The organism is Bacteroides sp. AM37-9, from assembly GCF_003603455.1.
GTDB lineage: Bacteria > Bacteroidota > Bacteroidia > Bacteroidales > Bacteroidaceae > Bacteroides > Bacteroides xylanisolvens.
This window is the reverse complement of sequence record NZ_QTNF01000033.1, coordinates 27,464-50,249: the sequence shown is the minus strand read 5'-3', so window position 1 is coordinate 50,249 and position 22,786 is coordinate 27,464. Positions and strand designations below refer to the sequence as shown.

The window sequence follows — 22,786 nt, the reverse complement described above, 5'->3', positions numbered from 1 at the left end:
CTATAAAGATAAGGTAAAAAGGAGCTTTTAAAGGAATGATTTGATGAAAAAGTATGTAAATTTGTTCGTTTTCGTATTCATGATAGGTGCTTGTCTTTCGCAGGGGAGAGCACAGACAAAGTCTGCGGTGAGTTATAAGAATCCGGTTGTAGATATTGCCATGCCCGACCCTACGGTGATTAAAGCTACGGATGGTTATTTTTATGTGTATGCTACCGAATCTACCAGAAACGTTCCGATCATGAGGTCGAAAGATTTGGTGGAATGGACGTATTGCAACACTGCATTTACGAATAAAACTCGTCCCAGGTTTGAACCTAAAGCTGGAATCTGGGCACCTGACATTAATTATATTAACGGTAAATATGTGCTTTATTATGCAATGTCGGTGTGGGGAGGAGAACAAACGTGCGGAATTGGGGTAGCTACGGCCAACTCTCCGCAGGGACCTTTTACGGATCATGGTAAGATGTTTCGTAGCAATGAGATCGGTGTACAGAACTCAATCGATCCCAGTCTCCTGCAGTATCAGGGGAGAAACTATTTGGTATGGGGCAGCTTCCGGGGAATATATGTTATTGAACTGACTGCGGATGGGCTGTCGATCATGTCGGGAGCGAAAAAAAAGAGAATAGCGGGAACTGCTTTTGAAGCTGTTTATATCCATAAGCACGGCGATTATTATTATATGTTTGCCTCCATAGGAAGTTGTTGTCAAGGAGTGAAAAGTACATATAAAGTCGTAGTGGGACGTTCCAAGAAAGTATGGGGCCCGTACAAAGACAAGACTGGTAAACCGATGTTGAAAAATGGTTATTCTTTGGTGATAGGTGCGAATGATCATTTTGTAGGCAATGGGCACGGTTCGCAGATTATCCAGGATGATGCCGGACAAGACTGGCTTCTGTATCATGGATTTTCAAGATCAACTCCGGAGAACGGACGTATTCTGTTGTTGGACCAGATCAAGTGGGACCAAGAAGGTTGGCCTTACGTAGAGGGAGGATCTCCTTCTTACGAAACACAAAAAGCACCTGTATTTAATAACTGATTTTCAAATAAACCAATTATAATCTTAAATACCACAAGCATGAAACATACCCCTATTAGCAGGCGGGATTTTCTAAAGAATTTAGGCATAGCCGGGGCTGGCACTCTTCTTGCAGCAAGCCCTTGGCTTTCTGCTTTTTCGGAGGTGATGAACACCTCAAACGAGAAGTGTCGTCTGGCAATTATCGGGCCTGGTTCCCGGGGACGGTTTTTAATGGGATTTTTAGCTAAGAATCCCAAAGTCGATATTGTAGCATTGTGCGACATTTATAAACCGTCTATTGAGAACGCATTGAAACTTGCACCTAATGCCAAAGTGTATGGTGACTACCGGGAAGTGTTGGAAGATAAGTCGATAGATGCTATACTCGTAGCTACCCCTCTTAGCTCGCATTGTAAGATCGTATTGGATGCTTTCGACGCAGGAAAGCATGTGTTCTGTGAAAAGTCAATAGGTTTCACGATGGAAGAGTGTTACCGTATGTATCAGAAGCATCGTAGTACAGGGAAGATATTCTTCACAGGACAACAGCGCCTGTTCGATCCTCGTTACATTAAAGCAATGGAGATGATTCATGCAGGTACCTTTGGTGAAATAAATGCCATCCGTACTTTCTGGAATCGGAATGGGGATTGGAGACGTTCGGTACCTTCACCCAATTTGGAACGCCTGATAAATTGGCGTCTTTACAAAGAGTTCTCAAAAGGACTGATGACGGAACTCGCTTGCCATCAACTTCAGATCGGAAGCTGGGCTTTGCGTAAGATACCCGAAAAGGTGATGGGACACGGTGCCATCACTTATTGGAAAGACGGCAGAGATGTGTATGACAATGTGAGCTGTGTATATGTGTTTGATGATGGGGTAAAGATGACATTTGACTCTGTTATTTCCAATAAATTCTATGGACTGGAAGAACAGATCATGGGTAATCTCGGAACGGTAGAACCGGAAAAGGGAAAATATTACTTTGAAAGTGTAGCTCCTGCACCGGCCTTCCTGCAAATGGTGAATGACTGGGAAAACAAAGTGTTTGACTCTCTGCCTTTTGCCGGAACAAGCTGGGCGCCGGAAACAGCAAACGAAAACAAAGGAGAATTCATTATCGGAGAACGTCCCAAGAGCGATGGTACATCATTGTTGTTGGAAGCTTTTGTTGAGGCCGTCATAACACAAAAACAACCTAAAAACATCGCAGAAGAAGGGTATTATGCAAGTATGCTCTGTTTGTTGGGACATCAGGCATTGGAAGAAGAACGGACACTCTATTTCCCTGATGAGTATAAAATAGACTATCTGAACCATCAATCTGTAAAAACATCCGAAGCAATATGAAAGACACGATTGTAACCGCACGACGTAAGAAAATAGAGTTAATCACTTTACTCGTTTGTTTCGTAGTATCTAATTTGCTACATCTTTATGCAATTATTGCTTATCATGCACCATTTACGGAGATGATAACGTCTATTTTTTATATAATTATATTTACTTTTGTGCTTTATGCTTTCTGGGGGATTTTGCGTCTCTTGTTTTATGGAATGCAAGCACTATTTAAAAAGAAGAACAGGAGTTGATAGTTATTCTGCATATTTAAAAATAAAGAACTTAATCAATATCAATGAAAATAAATAATTTATGGTAACACGAAGGGATTTTTTGAAAACGATGTCGATGGCTTCAGCCGGATTGGCATTGGGAACCGGTGATTTATTACATGCGCAAACTGCTTCACCTAAAAAAGGAAGAGGTGACAAAGTGAAGATTGCTTATATCGGCATTGGCAACCGTGGAGAGCAGATTATTGAAGACTTTGCACGGACAGGTATGGTGGAAGTGGTGGCTTTATGTGATGTAGACATGGGTGCCAAACATACACAAAAGATAATGGCTAAATATCCGAAAGCAAAGCAGTTTAGGGATTTCCGCCAAATGTTTGATAAGGCCGGTAACGAATTTGATGCTGTAGCAATTGCTACTCCCGACCATTCGCATTTCCCGATCAGTATGCTGGCTTTGGCATCCGGAAAGCACGTATATGTAGAGAAACCGCTGGCACGTACCTTCTATGAAGCGGAACTGTTGATGCAAGCTGCGCTTAAACGTCCGAACTTGGTTACTCAAGTAGGAAATCAGGGACATTCTGAAGCAAACTATTTCCAGTTTAAAGCCTGGATGGATGCGGGAATTATCAAAGACGTTACTGCTATCACTGCCCACATGAATAACCCACGTCGTTGGCATAAATGGGACACTAATATTTATAAACTTCCTTCCGGTCAGCAACTGCCGAAAGATCTGGATTGGGACACTTGGCTCGGAGTTACTCCTTATCACGAGTATAATAAAGATTATCATTTGGGACAATGGCGTTGTTGGTATGATTTTGGTATGGGAGCATTGGGCGACTGGGGAGCACATATCCTCGACACGGCTCACGAATTCCTGGAACTGGGATTGCCATACGAAGTCACTATGCAATATGCAAAAGGGCATAATGATTACTTCTTCCCGTATTCTTCCACGATTCTCTTCCGTTTCCCGCAGCGTAAAGGAATGCCACCGGTAGATATTACCTGGTATGATGGTTTGGATAATCTTCCTCCTATTCCTGCCGGGTATGGAGTTTCGGGACTAGATCCGAACATCCCGGTAACTAATCAGGGAGATACTCCGAAGTCTAAGTTGAATCCAGGAAAGATCATTTATACTAAGGATTTGATCTTCAAGGGTGGTAGTCATGGAAGCACTTTGTCTATAATTCCGGAGGAGAAAGCAAAAGAGATGGCAGACAAGTTGCCGAAGGTTCCTAAAAGTCCTTCCAATCACTTCGAGAACTTCTTGTTGGCATGTAACGGTATTGAAAAGACACGCTCACCGTTCGAAATCAATGGAGTGTTGAGTCAGGTATTCTCACTGGGGGTGATGGCTCAACGACTTAATACACAGTTGTTCTTTGATCCTCGTACGAAGCAGATTACAAATAATGAATTTGCTAATGCAATGCTGGCGGGACTTCCACCGCGTAAAGGTTGGGATGAATTTTATAAATTATAAATAGAAAATAGCCTTTTCCATTCCTTCTTCTAATATAAGGGAGTGGGAAAGACTAATCAATGATTATGAAGAAGAATATCGTATTAACTTTACTTTTATTCTGTACCGCTTCTTTAGGTGCGCAGAATTGGGAACCTCTTTTCAATGAGAAAAACCTGAAAGGATGGAAGAAATTGAATGGCAAAGCCGAGTATAAAATTGTAGATGGTGCCATTGTCGGTGTATCTAAAATGGGAACACCCAATACTTTTTTGGCAACGACAAAGAATTATGGTGACTTTATCCTTGAGTTTGACTTCAAGGTAGATGACGGTTTAAATTCCGGAGTACAGCTTCGTAGTGAAAGCAAGAAAGATTATAAGAAAGGTCGTGTACACGGTTATCAGTTTGAGATCGATCCTTCCAAACGCGCTTGGTCAGGTGGTATCTATGATGAGGCACGTAGAAACTGGCTTTATCCTTTGACGCTGAATCCGTCGGCAAAAACCGCTTTTAAGAATAATGCATGGAATAAAGCTCGTATTGAGGCTGTGGGTAACTCAATCCGTACTTGGATAAACGGAGTACCTTGTGCTAATATCTGGGATGATATGACTCCTGTGGGCTTCATTGCTTTGCAAGTGCATGCCATTGGAAATGCGGCAGATGAAGGTAAAACTGTTAGTTGGAAAGATATCCGCATTTGTACGACAGACGTAGAACGCTATCAGACACCGGAAGCGCAAGCTGCACCGGAAGTGAATCTGATTGCCAACACGATTTCTCCGAATGAAGTAAAAGAAGGATGGACTCTATTATGGGATGGTAAGACTACTGATGGATGGAGAGGAGCTAAGCTTTCTACTTTCCCTGCAAAAGGCTGGAAGATAGAAGATGGAATTCTGAAAGTAATGAAGAGTGGTGGCGCTGAATCTGCTAATGGCGGTGATATTGTGACTACCCGTAAATACAAGAACTTTATTCTGAAAGTAGATTTTAAGATTACCGAAGGTGCCAATAGCGGAATTAAATATTTCGTAAACCCGGATATGAATAAAGGTGCAGGCTCTGCTATCGGTTGTGAATTCCAGATTCTTGATGATGACAAACATCCTGATGCAAAACTGGGTGTGAAAGGTAACAGAAAGCTAGGTTCGTTGTATGATTTGATTCCGGCTCCTAAGAATAAACCTTTCAACAAGAAAGAGTTTAATACTGCTACCATTATCGTAAAAGGTAACCATGTAGAACATTGGTTGAACGGAGTTAAATTGATTGAATATGATCGTAACAATGATATGTGGAATGCATTGGTAGCATACAGTAAATATAAAAACTGGCCTAATTTCGGAAATCCGGAGGAAGGAAATATACTTCTTCAGGATCACGGAGACGAAGTATGGTTCAAGAACGTGAAAATTAAAGAACTGAAGTAAGGCGTATTCCATATTATTGTGGGAGATATGTCAAAATTCTTTACGACTTTTTATTCAGGCACGGATTGCGCGAATTTCACGGTTGTTCTAATGAAATAGCAATCGTGTAATTTGGGTAATCCGTGCCTAATTTGTCCTGCTATACGATGCAAGTCCCTATTCAACATATGTATAAGCCGTCCCATGAAGGCAGTGGACTGCTTTATGCCTGGTTTCTTTCCATGCATACACGGGTGGATATTATCCTGTATAGCAAGAAAACGGAAGGAGAATTGTTGTTTGTGGTCAATTGTATTTATGATGCATTGTGCCGGTTGGAAAAGATGGCGAACTTTTATAATCCGGCCAGTGAATTGGCTTATGTCAACCGGACAGCTTTTGTTTCTCCGGTCGTTCTTAGCGAAGAACTCTATTCAATGATTGATCTATGTCTGGAATATAATGGGAAGACTCTGGGGTGTTTTGATATTACAGTCCATTCAGAAAATTACAATCAGAACACGATACAATCGGTCCATTTATCAGCTGAAGATCATAGTATCTATTTTTCACGACCGGGAGTTGCTGTCAACTTATCTGGTTTCCTCAAAGGGTATGCTTTGGAAACAATTAAAAGCATATTGAATGAGTGTGTGATAGAAAATGCATTGATAAATATGGGAAACAGTTCCGTCCTTGCTTTAGGTAATCATCCGGTAGGAACGGGATGGAAAGTCAATAATATACTTCTTCATAATGAGTGTCTTACAACCTCTGGTAATGACTCTCCTGAACGTCGGCATATTGTTTCTCCTCGAGATGGAAAATTGGTGGAAGGTGCTCGACAGATATCTGTAGTTACAACTAATGGGGCAATAGGAGAAATATTGTCTACCGCTTTGTTTGCTGCTGACAGCGAACTGCGCAAGGATTTACTGGCTGAATTCTCTTCTGTATTAAGCCAGTTTTTCTTGATTGGTTATTAGGTATTTCTCTGATGTGCTAATATTTGTTTTCCTAAGTAGCTATGTTTGATTTTAAAGTATTCTGATGGGTTTTTCAATTATTAATAATTAAGGAGGTAGTTATTAATAGTTGAGGTGATAACTACTGATATCTGACAGGGCTTTTTGGGGCATATAGATACAAAATAGATACGGTAACTATTGTCAGGGAATGAGAACGCTATATGATAGAGATGCTCAATAATTCTGTTTCAGGTATAAATAAGGTATTGTTATTGCTAAAAGTGACAGTGTGGTACTTTGCGGTTTGGGAGGTGTTTTTGTGGAGGTGCTGAAAGATGTGTCTTCCGGTCTGGTTCCTTTTTTAGCTACACCAAAAGCCGTTGTAGCAGTTGACGCGGCGTATCCGAATAGAAAAATAGGACTATTCTTTCATTCATTGAGACATATTTACTATCTTTCCGCTGTGATTTTGCCTACATTTGGTAACTCAAACGGAAGGATAGAAAATATGTATATTTATGAAGAAAGTTCTAATACTTTTAATCTGTTTAATAGGCTATCAGATAAGCTGCCATGCACAAATGGCGGATGAACATTATTATTTTAAAAATCTAAGTGTACAAAACGGCTTATCCCAGAATACGGTTAATGCGATTTTGCAGGACAGGCAAGGCTTTATGTGGTTCGGCACCAAAGATGGCTTGAATAGATATGACGGTTTATCATTCCGTAAATTCAAACATGATGACCGTACTCGACGGAGTATCGGAAATAATTTTATCACAGCACTTTATGAAGATACGAAAGGAGATATTTGGGTAGGTACTGACGTGGGACTTTATATCTATGATCCTGAAAAAGACTCTTTCCGGCACTTTACCGAATTGAGTGAGGAAAACACTAAAATAGAACATACTGTAACCGCAATTTCCGGAGACAACGAAGGATGCGTTTGGGTGGCAGTGGAATCACAGGGACTGTTCTGTTATAATCTCGAAAAAGGAGAGCTTCAAAACTATACCTTACAGAACTTCTCCTTTCTTACTACTAATGTTGAGACCTTTGCTTTTGACAATAGCGGAACCCTTTGGATCGGCTGTTATGGTGATGGACTATTCTATTCGAAAGACCGTCTGCAAACCCTTCATCCTTATCTTTCGCCTCTGGATAACAAGGAATTTTATGCGAACGACGTAGTGACCTGTATTGTGAAAGGTGCATACAATTGTCTGTATGTAGGTTCTTTAAAGGGAGGGGTGAAAGAGCTGAACCTGACCTCTAACAAATTGCATGACTTGCTTTCAGAAGATGAAAGTGGAGAGCCTGTTTTCTGTCGTGAACTGTTGGTCGCTTCTGACAATGAACTATGGATTGGTGCAGAGTCGGGACTTTATATTTATAATTTCCGGTTAAGTAAGTACGCCCATTTGCGCAGTTCGATCAATGACCCTTATTCTTTATCCGATAATGCCATTTATTCATTGTGTAAAGATCGTGAGGGTGGCATATGGATTGGTTCTTACTTTGGTGGTATAAACTACTATCCCCGTTTTTATACGAACTTCGAGAAATATTATCCCAAAGGGACTGATAAAGGTTTGCATGGGAAACGGGTACGTGAGTTCTGTCAGGATAACCAAGGAATTCTGTGGATTGGTACAGAAGATGGCGGTCTGAATCGTTTTAATCCTAAGACCAAGACTTTTTCTTTTTTTACACCAAGCAATGCTTTTACAAATGTTCATGGGCTGTGTTTAGTTGATGATAACCTTTGGGTGGGCACTTTTTCGAAAGGAGTGAAAGTGGTGGATACGCGTACGGGAGCTATTGTGAAAACCTATCAGAAGACAGATTCGCCCCGCTCATTGATAGATAACAGTGTTTTCTCTATTTGTAGAACGACGACAGGGGATATTTATCTGGGTACTTTATTCGGTTTGTTGCGTTATAATAGACAATCTGACGATTTTGACCGGATACCAGAGCTGAATGGCCGGTTTGTATATGACATAAAAGAAGATTTCGGAGGAAACCTTTGGCTGGCCACTTATGCAAACGGCGCTTACTGTTATAATGTAAGCGAGAAGAAATGGAAGAATTATCTGCACAATGAAAATGATCCGAAAAGCCTTCCGTATGATAAAGTGGTAAGTATCTTCGAAGATTCTCACCGGCAAGTTTGGTTGACAACTCAAGGCGGAGGGTTCTGCCTGTTCCACCCGGAAACGGAAACTTTTACCAGCTATAATCTGGCAGACGGATTGCCAAACGATGTTGTTTATCAGATTGTAGAAGATAAAGACGGATTTTTCTGGTTGACAACGAATAATGGGCTCGTATGTTTCCAACCTACTACCGGAACAATGAAAGTATATACTACCTCTAATGGTCTGCTGGGCGATCAGTTTAATTACCGCTCCAGTCTGGAGACGGAAGACGGTACGATTTATTTGGGAAGTATCGACGGTTTTATCGCTTTCAACCCGAAAACTTTTTCAGAGAATAGGTCGCTTCCATCTATTGTGATTACGGATTTCCTGTTGTTTGGTAAAGAAGTGTATGTCGGTGAACCGGGATCTCCATTGAAAAAGAGTATCACTTTCTCTGATGAACTCATTCTCCAGTCTAACCAGAACTCTTTTTCTTTCCGGGTAACAGCATTAGACTTTCAAGCTCCAAGAATGAGTAAAATCATGTATAAACTGGATGGTTTTGATGCAGATTGGCTGACAATTGGCGAAAGTCCTATCGTTACTTATTCCAATCTGCGATATGGCAATTATACATTCAAGGTGAAAGTTTCTAATAGTGACGGAGTATGGAATGAAAACGAAATATCATTAAAAGTGCATATCCTTCCGCCTTTTTATTTTTCTGCTTGGGCTTATTTTGTGTATGCTTTGTTGATTATAGGTTGTTCTTTGTATATAATTATGTATTTCAAAAGACGTAGTAATAATAAGCATCGCAGGCAGATGGAGAAGTTTGAGCAGGAGAAGGAGCGTGAGGTTTATCATGCAAAGATTGACTTTTTCACGAATGTAGCTCATGAGATACGTACACCGCTGACATTGATTAAAGGTCCGTTGGAAAACATCATACTGAAAAAACAAGTGGATGCTGAAACCCGTGAGGACTTGAACGTCATGAAACAGAACACGGAACGATTACTTAATCTGACCAATCAGCTACTTGACTTTCGCAAGACGGAAAGCCAGGGATTCCGGTTGAACTTTGCAAAATGCAATATAACGGAAGTACTGAAAGAAACCCATGTACGTTTCACTTCTCTTGCAAAACAGAAAGGGTTGGATTTTACCCTACAGGTTCCAGAGAAGGACTTCTATGCTCATGTTAATCAGGAAGCATTTACGAAGATTATTAGCAATCTGCTGAACAATGGAATGAAATATGCCGAAAGTTATGTACATGTAATGTTGGAAGCTCCCCAAAGGGATGATAATAATCTATTCCGTATTCGCACAGTGAACGATGGAGTAATTATTCCTGATGCAATGAAAGAGGAGATTTTTAAACCTTTTGTTCGTTTTAATGAACAAGAGGACGGAAAGGTGACTACCGGTACTGGAATCGGTTTAGCACTCTCCCGCTCGCTGGCTGAATTCCATCTGGGAACGTTGGTTATGGAGGCAGGAGAGGAAAGTAATATTTTCTGTTTGACTTTACCGGTTGTTCAGGATACGACAATCACTTTGACTCCGGAGGCGGAGGTTGAAATTGAAAGGGTTAACGAAATTCCTGCAGAGCAGGCAGGAAAGAAAGATAATCGCCCCGCTGTGCTGGTAGTGGAAGATAATCCTGATATGCTAACTTTTGTTGTCCGTCAATTGTCGAGAGATTATACAGTGCTGACAGCCACTAATGGTGCAGAAGCCTTACAGGTGCTCGATGGCAATTATGTGAACTTAGTGATAAGTGATGTTGTGATGCCCGTGATGGATGGTTTTGAATTATGTAAGACTATTAAGTCAGATTTGAATTACAGTCATATTCCTGTCATCCTGCTGACTGCCAAGACCAATATACAATCAAAGATAGAAGGGATGGAACTGGGGGCAGATGCTTATATTGAAAAACCTTTCTCTGTAGAATATCTGCAAGCATGTGCTTCTAATCTTATTCAGAATAGGGAAAAATTACGTCAGGCTTTTGCAGAGTCTCCTTTTATAGCTGCTAATACAATGGCCTTAACAAAAGCTGATGAGGAGTTTATTAAGAGGTTGAACGAAGTAATCCAAATTAATTATGGCAACCCTGAATTTAGCATGGATGATATGGCGGATAAGCTGAATATGAGCAGGTCTAACTTTTATCGGAAAATAAAGGGAGTCTTGGATTTGAGCCCGAATGAGTTTTTACGCTTGGAGCGTTTGAAAAAGGCGGCCCAATTGCTGAAAGAGGGAGAAAACCGTGTGAATGAAATCTGTTATATGGTAGGATTTAATTCTCCGTCTTACTTTGCTAAATGTTTTCAAAAGCAATTTGGAGTATTGCCTAAAGATTTTGTTAATTCGAAAGAAGAGTAGTTTATACATAAAGCTGTATTTCATTCTATTGCATCTATTATATTGAGATTTTATAATTTATTAGTGTAAATTTTTTTAATAATACTATAAGATATGATGACCAGACAAAAGACAGTGTGGCTTGCACTATTACTAATTGGATTATATACTGATTTTTTGAATGCCAGTGAGATAATGAGATGGATGATTGCTTCTTCCGATAGTATTTGCTGGAAAGTGAATGGGGCGCATAATGACCACATTGAAATGAGTGGACTGAAAGTTTCAACGGTATTGCGCTATGGTGTTAATGAGGCAGGTGAATGGGTGATTGACCGGAATATGGTTTTACCTACTTTTCGTACTATCCCTAATGATACCCATGGTAGTTTACAACACCATTTTAATGGGGACTGGGCACATTTATGTCTTGTAAATGGCCAGCCGTTAGTAGGGGAAAAGGTGGAGACTGTATCGTTGAATGGAATTATGACTGTAAAGAGTATATATGCTGCTAGGGGGATTTCATTGACACGTACGCTTTTTCCTTCCACATCACAACCGGCCTTCTGTGAGAAATATGAGTTGGAGAATACGACAGATCACCCACAGACAGTTCAATTCCCATCGACCACTCTTTCTTATTCTACTGATGAGACAAAAGGAGTGGAGGGTAGCTATACATTAACGGCCACTCTTTCTTCTCCAGTAAAAAATGGTACTTATCTACTGAAAGCCGGAGAAAAAGCTTGGTTTCAGGTAGTCTATGCAGGATATAAGAAACATGATCAGGAGTTGGCGCTGGATGTTAATAATGAACTTTTGGCACGTCGGAGATTTTTGAGACGGATACAAGGTAACCTTGTGTTAGAAACTCCGAATGACGTAATCAATACCATGTTTTCTTTTGCCAAGATACGTGGTTCGGAAAGCATATTTGATACCAAAGGCGGATATATGCAAAGCCCTGGCGGAGAAGCTTATTATGCTGCTGTTTGGGCAAATGATCAGGCTGAATATATCAATCCATTTTTTCCATATTTAGGTTATCAAGCCGGAAATCGTTCGGCTATGGATTCATTCGGCTTGTTTATGCGCTATATGAATGATGAGTATAAACCTTTACCCTCGTCTATAATTGCAGAGGGGATTGATTGTTTTGGTGTTGCGGGTGATCGTGGTGATGTAGCAATGGTTGGCTATGGTGCAGCACGTTATGCTTTGGCATCCGGTAATCGTAATGAGGCTGAAAAATTGTGGCCGCTGATTGAATGGTGTCTGGAGTATTGTCATCGCCAACTGAACGTAGACGGGGTAGTAAAATCAGATTCAGATGAACTTGAAAATCGTTTTCCTGCCGGAAAAGCTAATCTATGTACATCTTCATTATATTATGATGCCTTGATTTCAGCTGCTTATCTGGGGAAAGCGTTGAAAAAAGAACATAAACAGATAAAGTCTTATCAGGATAGGGCTGCTGAACTTTATAAGAACATTGATGTATATTTTGCCCGTAATGTAGAGGGGTATGATACTTATCGCTATTATGATGGTAATACTGTACTACGTTCATGGATTTGCATTCCTTTGACTATGGGTATTTATGAGCAGGCGAAAGGTACTGTAGAGGCTCTATTCTCTGATAAACTATGGATGGAGAATGGGTTGTTAACTCAGTCGGGTACTTCTACTTATTGGGATCGTTCTACACTCTATGCTTTCCGGGGGGCTTACTCTTGTGGTGCTAGAGACATAGCTACTGAATATTTGGATAAATACTCTGCTACTCGTTTGTTGGGTGATCATGTTCCTTACGCAGTGGAAGCGTGGCCGGAGGGAAACCAAAGGCATTTGTCCACAGAAAGTGCTTTGTATTGTCGCATTATGACTGAGGGCTTGTTCGGCATCCGTCCCATAGCATTGGATGCTTTTGTGATGACACCGCAGTTGCCGGAAAGTTGGAACATGATGTCATTGAAACGTGTCTGTGCATTTGGTTCCATATTCGATATTGAGGTGAAGCGTGATAAAGATAACAAACTGTCGGTTTTGATAAAAAAGGATCATAAGATTGTAAAAAGAAGCAAGATAATGAACGGAAAACCGATCGAAGTGCGCATTTAAATAAGATAAAATAATCTGCCCTTTGGTTTAAGCCAATTTTGGTAACAAAATTGGCTTAAATATTATTTTTTAGTACGATTCTGGTTGATTTGTTATATCATTTGGTCTGGTTATTTCCTAATGATTGGCAGATACGCCCTATTTTTGTGTCGGATGTCATTAACAAATTAAATATATTATTTTTTATATGAGAAGTCTATTGATCGTATTTTATTGTCTAGTATCAGCTCTCACCATTAAGGCAAATGGACAGGATCGTTTGTGGAAGATACAGACAACTGATTATCACGGAACTTATTACGGGGCAACAGTAGCCAATGGAGGTATTGGTATCCTGCCGTGGAAAGAGCCGTTTTCTATTCGCCATGTCATGCTGAACCATGTTTTTGATTCTGCTACTCCTCAAGATGTGAGCCGTGTTTTACGAGGAATCAATCCATTCAATTTACAGATGCAAATTAATGGACAGACTGTAAATGGCGATAATATTTCGGGATGGGAACAGTGTATAGATATGAAAGAAGCTACTCATAATACGCATTTCATTTGTGATGGAAAAGCAGATGTGTCTTATAGTATCTGTGCTCTAAGAAATTTGCCTTATGCGGGACTAGTTCGTGTGGAGGTTACGGCACTGGGGGATATGTATTTGACAGTGTCAAATCCTATCGAGGTGCCTGATGAGTATAAAAACATAGGTTCGAAACTGGTCAATGTGAATGTTAATGGGAATGATATAAAAATAGTGCGTACTTGGGCTTTATCAAAACACCGTGAACAGAAAGTTTCGGCTTCTTCCGCATTTATTTATGATAAGAATTCTAACGTGCAGCAACAATATAATGGGAATGGGCAGATTTCTATTCCATTAAAGAAAGGAGAGAAATTCTTCTTTACTTTATTAGGTGCTGTTTGTACCGGGCGTGATTTTATAGATCCGTACAATGAGGCGGACCGTGAAGTTATTTATGGTGCGAAAGAGGGATTGGCGCGTCTGATGGATGGGCATCAGAAACTCTGGGACGAGATGTGGAAAGGTGATATTGTGATTGAGGGGGATGACGAAGCGCAGCGTGCTGTGCGTTTTGCACTTTATAATCTGTATTCCAATGCACGCAAAGGAAGTCGGTTGAGTATACCTCCTTTTGGGCTTTCTTCACAGGGATATAATGGACATATTTTCTGGGATACCGAATTTTGGATGTATCCGCCTATGCTCTTTATGAATCAGGGGATTGCACGAACAATGATGGACTATCGTACTGACAGGTTGGAAGCTGCTTGTCAGAAAGCATTAAGTTATGGATATGATGGAGCTATGTTTCCTTGGGAAAGTGATGATGCAGGAGAAGAGGCGTGCCCAACTTGGGCGTTGACTGGTCCTTTTGAGCATCATATCACTGCTGATATCGCTATTGCGGCTTGGAATTATTACTGTATGAGCGGAGATCAACGATGGTTGCGTGAAGAAGGGTTCCCTTTAATGGAGAAAGTGGCAGAATTTTGGGTAAGTCGTGTAGAAAAGAATGACGATGGTTCCTATTCGATTCGTAATGTTGTTTGTGCCGATGAATATGCAGAGGGTGATGATAATGCCTTTACGAACGGTACTGTTATTCGCGCATTACAGGATGCTACTAAGGCTGCTTTCATATGTGGGGTTAAAGCTCCGGTAATTTGGAAAGAAATAGCAGCAAAGCTACGTATCCCCAAATTTGAAAATGGAGTGACTATGGAGTATGATGGTTATAGTGGACAGGTTATCAAGCAGGCGGATGCTAATTTACTGGTCTATCCATTAAACCTGATTACCCGTCCGGAAGAAATTCGTAAAGATTTGGAGTATTATGAGGGGAAGATTGACAAAGGAGGTCCTGCAATGTCTTTCTCTGTATTGGCTTTGCAATATGCACGCCTTGGTGAGGGAGATAAGGCATATGAGCTGTTTGTGCAGAGCTTCCGTCCTAATCAGTTACCGCCGTTCGGTGTTCTTTCTGAGGGTGCAGGAGGTACTAATCCTTATTTCTCAACTGGTGCGGGGGGACTTTTGCAGACTGTAATCAATGGCTTTTGTGGTTTGGAAATTACAGATAACGGCATTAAACAATTGCCATCGAAATTGCCGGAACATTGGAGAAGGTTGGTAGTTAAAGGAGTCGGACCGGATGGTAAAACATATGTCCGGCTGCAGAAATGAGTTCAATTTTTTTGGTTGTGTAAATAAAAGTCAGAGGATGTATGCTTTGGGAGGGAAATTGAGACTGGAATTTCATTTATTGACCTGTTTTTAATATCCTAAGCTGGTAGAATTCCATATTTTTGTTGCGTATCACACAAGCTACAAGATGTTAGCTGTTGCTCAAGTTTGAAAATGAATTATTAATGTATTAACAGAACCAGTATTTATTTTATTACTGATTCATTTAATTGAATTTACATGAATTTAAAATGCTTATTTTGTGGAATACTTGTTGGGTTATATGTTGAGGCTATTGAAGCTGTCAATTATACTCCAGAAAAGATTTCAGCATCTATTTCCTTAAAAGTACCGGGAAATGAATCGGAAAAATACTCGCTGGATATGCGGCAGTTGAAGAATGACCGTTCATCTTATCTGTTGGAACCTTCAAAAGGTATTCCGATGGTAATAACTCAGAGAATGGAGGATATGAATGGTAAGTTACGCATCAATGTCAGTCTAACTGCATTAGAGGATGTTTATTTTAATTTTAGCGAGCAGTTGTCAACCGGTTTTAATCATGATGATTGCCAGTTCTATATGCCGGGGTTCTGGTATCGTCGCAATCTGCGATCTCCTAAGGAAGCACCTTCATTTCATACATCAGACAGCTGGTTGGTACGTGAGGATAGATTGAGTGCTCCTCTTACAGGTATTTATTCAGAAAAGGAAAAAAGCTTTGTGACAGTGAGTCGTATAGACAATTTTGCTAATGAGGTTTTGTCTACTCATCGAGAGGGAGAAATCATTCTTTCAGGTAAAACTTCAATAGGTTTTACTGGATTCGAAAATCAGAATGGAGTGGCAACACTTTCTTTCGGTTTTCCTTACCGTGAAGCACCTAAAAGCTATATTCGAAAATTAACATTGGCTCCGGCGGTAGAGGCTTTTCAGTCTCTGAAAAAAGGAGAAACAATGTTACTGACATGGGAGATTATGGAGAATAAAGCTGATGATTATTCTGATTTTATTCGGAATGCGTGGGAGTATAGCTATGACACTTATGCTCCGGCTCCGGTTGATACTCCTTATTCTATTGAGGATATGAAAGAAGTAATGAGCCGTTTCTTTGTCAATAGTCTGGTGACTGGTAATTCGTTGACTTTTAATTCGGGTATTCATTTGCGGACTGCTGATTGTCAGAGTAACGGCCAGGCAGAAGTAGGTTTTATCGGTCGTGTGCTTCTTAATGCATTCAATGCTTGGGAATATAGTTGGCAATGTGGCAGAGAGGATCTGAAAGAAAACAGTATGAAAGTATTCGATAGTTATTTGAAGAATGGCTTTACCCAAGCTGGTTTCTTTAAAGAATCGGTAAACTTTGATAGAGGGTATGAAGATCCTGTACATAGTATTCGTCGTCAATCAGAAGGAATTTATGCTATGCTTCATTTTCTTGCTTATGAAAAGGAGAATGGTCGTCGTCATCCTGAATGGGAGCAAAAGATGAAAAATATGCTTGATATACTTCTACAGTTGCAGCATGCGGATGGCAGTTTCCCCCGTAAATTCCACGATGATTTTACAGTAGTTGATGACAGTGGGGGAAGTACGCCTTCGGCCACTTTGCCTTTAATAATGGGATATAAATATTTTAAGGATAAACGTTATTTAGCCAGTGCTAAAAGGACAGCAGATTATCTGGAGAAAGTCTTGATATCTAAAGCTGACTATTTTTCATCTACTCTCGATGCCAATTGTGAAGATAAAGAGGCTTCTCTTTATGCTGCTACAGCAACTTACTATCTTTCGTTAATAACGAAAGGAGACGAGCATCGTCATTATGCCGACCTGACAAGAAAGGCTGCTTATTTTGCATTGTCATGGTATTATGTATGGGACGTTCCTTTTGCTCAAGGTCAGATGTTGGGTGATATCGGTCTGAAAACTCGTGGTTGGGGCAATGTCTCTGTAGAAAACAACCATATTGACGTGTTTGTTTTTGAATTTGCTTCGGTACTGCAATGGTTGTCAAAGGAATATGAGGAGCCACGTTTTGCCCATTTCGCAGAGGTGATCTCTACCTCCATGCGCCAATTGCTACCTCACGAAGGGCATCTATGTGGAATTGCTAAATCCGGTTTTTATCCGGAAGTCGTTCAACATACCAACTGGGACTATGGCAAAAATGGAAAAGGGTATTATAACGATATCTTCGCACCAGGATGGACAGTTGCATCTTTGTGGGAGTTATTGACTCCGGGACGTGCGGAACATTTCTTAAAATGACAGAAATAGGTCAGAAGATATCTCAATTATATTTTAATTTCATTTTGAACGATTTTTTTTAATTATTGGTTTATATGTTTTATTATATTTTATGTTGGTTGTCTACTTTTGCTCTCACTCAATATGAGATAAAGTATTTATTATGAGTTTTTTAAATTTAATATTATGGATTTGAAGAAAGCATTGTTTGTTTGCTTGTTGTTGTATTATGGAATAAGTGCTAACTCCGCTTTACCGGAACATTCTTCTATGTTTGGTAAGACTAATATGTCGGAGCAAGCGAAAGGTATTCGTATCAGTGGTACGATAACCGATAAGGACAAGAATCCTCTTCCTGGTGTGAATGTACGTGTACTGGAACAGACAGGGACTGGAGTGATTACGGATATGGACGGACACTTTTATTTGGATGTACCCGGAAAGAATTCCGTAATAGAGATTTCGTATATTGGTTTCAAAACTCAACAAATAAAAGTTGGAAGTAAGATTAACTTTGATGTAATTTTAGAAGAAGATATTGAAGCCTTGGATGAAGTTGTGGTTACTGGATATGGTAGTCAGAAGAAAATGTCGGTTATCGGTTCTATCGAGACATTACAGCCTAAGAAGTTACAGGTTGGTGCCACGCGCTCTTTGTCTAATAATCTGGCAGGACAGATTGCCGGTGTGATAGCGGTTCAACGTTCGGGAGAACCGGGTTACGATTCCTCGAATTTTTGGATTCGCGGTATTGCTTCTTTCTCTGGTGGACAATCTCCGTTAGTGTTGGTAGATGGTATTGAGCGCGACTTGAATAACATAGACCCTGCTGAAATTGAATCTTTCTCAGTATTGAAAGATGCATCGGCGAGTGCTATGTATGGTGTACGTGGTGCAAATGGTGTCATCGTTATCAATACGAAGCGTGGTAAAGTAGGAGCTCCTTCTGTCAATCTGCGTGTGGAACATTCTATTGCAGAGCCGACAAAACTTCCGGATTTTATTGGGGCAGCCGATCATATGACATTGATAAATGAAATAACAGAGAACAAGTCGCGTTTGCCTTTCAGCCAGGAGCAGATTGACAGAACGAGATATGGTTATGACAGAGATTTGTATCCGGATGTAAATTGGCTGGATGAAATAACAAAGGATTATGCTTATTCTACTCGTGCGAATCTGACCGTATCAGGTGGTTCTGATTTTCTGCGTTATTCGTTGGTTGGTTCTTATTTCGGTGAGAAGGGAATTATGGAGACGGATAAATCATTGCCTTATGATACGGGAACGAAACTAACTCGTTATAATATGCGTGCGAATGTTGACTTGGATGTGACTAAGACAACAGTGCTGCGTTTAAATGTCGGTGGGTTCCTTCAAACACACCGCAAACAGGCATTTAGTACGGACGATGCTTTTGATAGAGCGTTTATAACTTCCCCTTTTGTGTATCCTGCCCGCTATTCAGATGGGACTATTCCAATTATGGCTATTAATGATGTGAACCCTTGGGCAGCGGTGACACAGCGAGGTTACGACGTAGTTACAGCTTCACAGATTCAGTCACTCTTTGCTATTGAACAGAATCTGAAGATGATCACGCCGGGATTAAAAGCGAAAGTAACCTTTTCTTTCGACCGTTGGAATCAGAGTTCGATTACAAGGGGAAAGGATGCTACTTATCATAGTATTGCTACCGGACGTGACATTGAAGGTAATCTGATTCATTCGGTACTTAAATATGGAGATGAGTCTTTGGGACATGGAAATAAGGGGGAATATGGAAATTCGAGGGTGTATTTTGAAGGAACATTAACGTATGCTCGCACTTTCGGAAAGCATGACGTAGATGCATTGTTTCTGTATAATCAGCAAAGTTATGATAATGGTAGTGTACAACCTTATAGAAAACAAGGTATTGCGGGTAGATTATCTTATACTTTCGATAGCCGTTATGTGACGGAGTTCAACTTTGGATATAATGGTTCAGAGAATTTTGCTAAAGGTAAACGTTTCGGCTTTTTCCCTTCTGTGGCAGTCGGATGGTTATTGTCTGAAGAACCTTTCATGGATCGTTTCAGAAATACATTGAGTAAATTGAAATTAAGAGGTTCTATAGGAAAAGTAGGTAATGATGATATCGGAGGACGCCGTTTTGCCTATATAACAACATTGAATACCAATGCAGATAAGTATAACTGGGGTGATACAGGACAGATTGGTCGTACCGGTATTTCAGAAGGAGAAGTTGGAGTTGAAAATCTTACCTGGGAAACAGCTCTGAAAATGAACCTTGGTTTTGAGCTGGGATTATGGAATGAATTGGAATTACAGGTAGATGTTTTCAAAGAAAAACGTACCAATATCTTTATGCAGCGTAAGATTATTCCTTCACAGACAGGATTCTTGACTAATCCTTGGGCTAATTTTGGTGAAGTGACTAACCGCGGTGTAGAATTCTCCTTAAACTATAATAAACAAATTAATAAAGATTGGTTTGTAGGTTTCCGTTCTAATTTCACGTATGCTATCAACAGGGTGGACGAATACGATGAACCAGAAACTGTGAAAGGTACATACAGAGGATTGACAGGTCGTTCATTAAATACTTTGTATGGATTGCAGGCAGAAAGATTGTTTACAGAAGATGATTTCGATGCGAATGGTAATTTGAAATTCGGTATACCGACACAGGACGTTGGAGCTTCAAAAGTACGTCCCGGTGATATCAAATATATAGATATGAATGGTGATGGCATTATCACTGATGCGGATGAAGGATACATTGGTGGAACGGTAGACCCGCGTATTGTTTATGGTTTCGGAGGTAATGTAAGCTACAAAAACTGGGATTTGAATTTCTTCTTCCAGGGAACAGGTGATACTTATCGTGTGATTGGTGGAACTACGTATTTCATTCCGGGTAGCGGACAAACATTACAAGGGAATATTTACTCTAATTATAACGACAGATGGACAGAAGAGAACCCTGCTCAAGATGTCTTCTGGCCGAGACTGACGGAGGAGCCTAATAGACAGAATTACCGGAATTCCACATGGTGGAAAAAGAATATGCGTTTTATGCGTTTGAAAACGTTGGAACTTGGATATACTTTACCGCAATCTGTAACTGATAAGATACATTCCAAAGCTATTCGTTTTTACGTGAGTGGTAATAACTTATTTTGTTTCTCTCCTTTCAAACTGTGGGATCCGGAATTAAATACGAACACCGGTCTGCGTTATCCGGCTATGCGTTCTGTAATGTTTGGAGTTGACCTGAATTTCTAATTAAAAAAATGACGATAATGAAACTTAAGAAATATATAGTTGCCGGTTTAATAGGCATTGTATCGTTGGGTTCCTGTACGTATCTTGATAAAGAACCGGATACGGAAATTGACATAGACATGGTCTTTGAGAATAAGACAAAAGTAGAATCATGGCTGGCCAATGTATACAGCCGTATCCCTAATCCGGGTAATGACTGGCTAAATACGTATGGTTGGGAAGTGTTTGCAGATGACTTGACTGCTTCTGCACGCTGGCAGCAATGGGACTGGCCCAATATCACCAAGATTTTTGGTGGATGGACACCGAATACACAATGGGCAGGAAATTTCTGGGATGGTCTTCCGAGAAAAATACGTCAGGCTTATATTTTTATAGAACGTGTACACGCATTACCTGATTCCGACCTTCCTCAGAGAGAAGTGGATTATATGAAAGCGGAAGCACGTTTTCTTGCAGCTTATTATTGGTGGCAATTATTGGAAGCATATGGGCCTATTCCATTCAGACCGAATTATATTGCCCCGACTGACTTTACTCTTTCAGATTTGATGGTGGGACAAAGGCCATTTGATGAAGTTGTCAGTCATTTGGATAATGAAATGTTGGAAGCATCTAAACAATTACCTGCTGTATGGCAGAGTGTGGAGAAATATGGGCGAATAACTTCAGTCATGTGTCTGACTGTTCGTGCGAAGATGTTATTATTTGCTGCAAGCCCGTTAGTAAACGGAAATGAGTGGTATATCGGGCATAAGAATAAAGAAGGTGAGGAATTGTTTAACTCTACTTATAGCCAAGAGAAATGGGTGAAAGCGGCAGAGGCTTGCAAACAATTACTTGATGTGGCAGAGCAAGCTGGTTATCGTTTGTATGTAGAATATAATGATGAGGGAGAAATTGATCCGTTCACTTCACTTGAGAATCTTTGGTTTACAAAATTTCAGGATGGAAACAAGGAAATATTGTTCCCATATACAAAAGAAGATGCTTATCAAAGTTATCAGTTCTACACAAACAAGGCGGTTACTAAAGAATATGGTGGCGGAAATGGTTTGGGCGTATATCAAGGATTGGTGGATGCTTTCTTTATGAAGAACGGACTTCCGAAAGACGATGACAATTCAGAATATGTAGAAGAAGGTTTCTCGACAAAAGTAGAAGCTAGGTCTACCAATTGGACTGGCGGAACAGGGCAAAAGGGAGAAATAACTGCCGAAGGTACATATAATATGTATTGTAACCGAGAGCCACGTTTCTATACGGCAGTGAGCTATAATGGTTCGTGGTATGCTTTGGCAGGGCGTAAATTTGAATTCTTTAAGAATCAGAGAGATAATGACTATACACACGATGCCCCCCAAAATGGTTATTTGGTTCGTAAAAAAGTATATCCGCAAGATAGTCCGAAGAATGGTAGTTATAAATGGCGGCAAATGTTCTTGTATCGTTTGGCAGCTTCCTATTTGGATTATGCCGAGGCCGTTAATGAGGCCTACGATAATAGAGCATCTCGTGAGGATGCATTGAAATATGTGAATAAAGTCCGTGAACGTGCGGGTGTACGTCAATATACGCTGAATACTGTAGCACTGGATGATCCCAAATACATCCATGTTGATGATAATCAATTAGCTGTGCGTGCGATCGTTCGTATGGAACGTCGTGTTGAACTTTGTTGTGAAGGATCACGCTGGTCGGATATTCGCCGTTGGAAAATTGTAGAACAACTTCCGGAGATGTGTGGAGATGATTATGGTATGAACTTTGCAGGAATAAATAGTCAGGAATTTTACAAGAGAACCGTTTTTCAGACCCGTGTTTGGAAAAAGGCGATGTATTGGCTGCCGGTATATATAGATGAGATGAATAAGAACACGAACTTGGTCCAGGCGCCTTTCTGGAATTAATAAAATGAAAAGCATAAT

General features: G+C 40.3%; 12 protein-coding genes. All 12 read left to right on the top strand.

From position 1 onward, the window contains the following. Positions 1-43: 43 nt before the first annotated feature. The 12 genes from DW862_RS19755 to DW862_RS19695 all read left to right on the top strand — a co-directional run bounded on the left by DW862_RS19755 (position 44) and on the right by DW862_RS19695 (position 22,768). Positions 44-1,051: a family 43 glycosylhydrolase gene (locus tag DW862_RS19755; RefSeq protein WP_120070081.1), complete on the top strand. Its 1,008-nt coding sequence runs from the start codon at positions 44-46 to the stop codon at positions 1,049-1,051. A gap of 39 nt (positions 1,052-1,090) precedes the next feature. Next, positions 1,091-2,386, top strand: a complete 1,296-nt coding sequence (locus tag DW862_RS19750) for a Gfo/Idh/MocA family oxidoreductase (RefSeq protein WP_120070076.1) — start codon at positions 1,091-1,093, stop codon at positions 2,384-2,386. Next, a complete protein-coding gene (locus DW862_RS26455) occupies positions 2,383-2,628 on the top strand; it encodes a hypothetical protein (protein ID WP_049701368.1) in 246 nt (81 codons plus the stop codon). The genes DW862_RS19750 and DW862_RS26455 overlap by 4 nt, the downstream gene beginning before the upstream one ends. A gap of 61 nt (positions 2,629-2,689) precedes the next feature. After that, on the top strand, positions 2,690-4,108 hold the full coding sequence (locus DW862_RS19740; protein ID WP_004323915.1) for a Gfo/Idh/MocA family oxidoreductase: 1,419 nt from the start codon (positions 2,690-2,692) through the stop codon (positions 4,106-4,108). A gap of 65 nt (positions 4,109-4,173) precedes the next feature. Beyond that, on the top strand, positions 4,174-5,523 hold the full coding sequence (locus tag DW862_RS19735) for a DUF1080 domain-containing protein (protein WP_120070113.1): 1,350 nt from the start codon (positions 4,174-4,176) through the stop codon (positions 5,521-5,523). A 167-nt stretch (positions 5,524-5,690) separates the two neighbouring features. Beyond that, on the top strand, positions 5,691-6,488 hold the full coding sequence (locus DW862_RS19730; protein ID WP_004317108.1) for an FAD:protein FMN transferase: 798 nt from the start codon (positions 5,691-5,693) through the stop codon (positions 6,486-6,488). 500 nt (positions 6,489-6,988) lie between these two features. Continuing rightward, a complete protein-coding gene (locus tag DW862_RS19720) occupies positions 6,989-11,017 on the top strand; it encodes a two-component regulator propeller domain-containing protein (protein ID WP_008770548.1) in 4,029 nt (1,342 codons plus the stop codon). 93 nt (positions 11,018-11,110) lie between these two features. Beyond that, a complete protein-coding gene (locus tag DW862_RS19715; protein ID WP_004317111.1) occupies positions 11,111-13,120 on the top strand; it encodes a hypothetical protein in 2,010 nt (669 codons plus the stop codon). Positions 13,121-13,307: 187 nt separating this feature from the next. Then, entirely contained in the window at positions 13,308-15,317 is a 2,010-nt protein-coding gene (locus DW862_RS19710; protein ID WP_008770549.1) for a glycoside hydrolase family 65 protein, read from the top strand. Positions 15,318-15,557: 240 nt separating this feature from the next. Continuing rightward, the gene (locus DW862_RS19705) at positions 15,558-17,588 is read left to right on the top strand and encodes a hypothetical protein (protein ID WP_004317113.1); all 2,031 of its coding nucleotides are present in this window, start codon (positions 15,558-15,560) and stop codon (positions 17,586-17,588) included. Between the two features lie 165 nt (positions 17,589-17,753). Next, the gene (locus tag DW862_RS19700) at positions 17,754-20,858 is read left to right on the top strand and encodes a TonB-dependent receptor (protein WP_120070073.1); all 3,105 of its coding nucleotides are present in this window, start codon (positions 17,754-17,756) and stop codon (positions 20,856-20,858) included. Positions 20,859-20,875: 17 nt separating this feature from the next. Next, the gene (locus DW862_RS19695; RefSeq protein ID WP_004317116.1) at positions 20,876-22,768 is read left to right on the top strand and encodes a RagB/SusD family nutrient uptake outer membrane protein; all 1,893 of its coding nucleotides are present in this window, start codon (positions 20,876-20,878) and stop codon (positions 22,766-22,768) included. The last annotated feature ends 18 nt before the right edge of the window (positions 22,769-22,786 follow it).

Bases quoted from the DNA above. Each gene is read 5' to 3' on its own strand.
- DW862_RS19755 (WP_120070081.1), top strand. From the start codon at position 44: ATGAAAAAGTATGTAAATTTGTTCGTTTTCGTATTCATGATAGGTGCT.
- DW862_RS19720 (WP_008770548.1), top strand. From the start codon at position 6,989: ATGAAGAAAGTTCTAATACTTTTAATCTGTTTAATAGGCTATCAGATA.
- DW862_RS19710 (WP_008770549.1), top strand. From the start codon at position 13,308: ATGAGAAGTCTATTGATCGTATTTTATTGTCTAGTATCAGCTCTCACC.
- DW862_RS19735 (WP_120070113.1), top strand. From the start codon at position 4,174: ATGAAGAAGAATATCGTATTAACTTTACTTTTATTCTGTACCGCTTCT.
- DW862_RS19740 (WP_004323915.1), top strand. From the start codon at position 2,690: ATGGTAACACGAAGGGATTTTTTGAAAACGATGTCGATGGCTTCAGCC.
- DW862_RS26455 (WP_049701368.1), top strand. From the start codon at position 2,383: ATGAAAGACACGATTGTAACCGCACGACGTAAGAAAATAGAGTTAATC.
- DW862_RS19750 (WP_120070076.1), top strand. From the start codon at position 1,091: ATGAAACATACCCCTATTAGCAGGCGGGATTTTCTAAAGAATTTAGGC.
- DW862_RS19700 (WP_120070073.1), top strand. From the start codon at position 17,754: ATGGATTTGAAGAAAGCATTGTTTGTTTGCTTGTTGTTGTATTATGGA.
- DW862_RS19705 (WP_004317113.1), top strand. From the start codon at position 15,558: ATGAATTTAAAATGCTTATTTTGTGGAATACTTGTTGGGTTATATGTT.
- DW862_RS19730 (WP_004317108.1), top strand. From the start codon at position 5,691: ATGTATAAGCCGTCCCATGAAGGCAGTGGACTGCTTTATGCCTGGTTT.
- DW862_RS19715 (WP_004317111.1), top strand. From the start codon at position 11,111: ATGATGACCAGACAAAAGACAGTGTGGCTTGCACTATTACTAATTGGA.
- DW862_RS19695 (WP_004317116.1), top strand. From the start codon at position 20,876: ATGAAACTTAAGAAATATATAGTTGCCGGTTTAATAGGCATTGTATCG.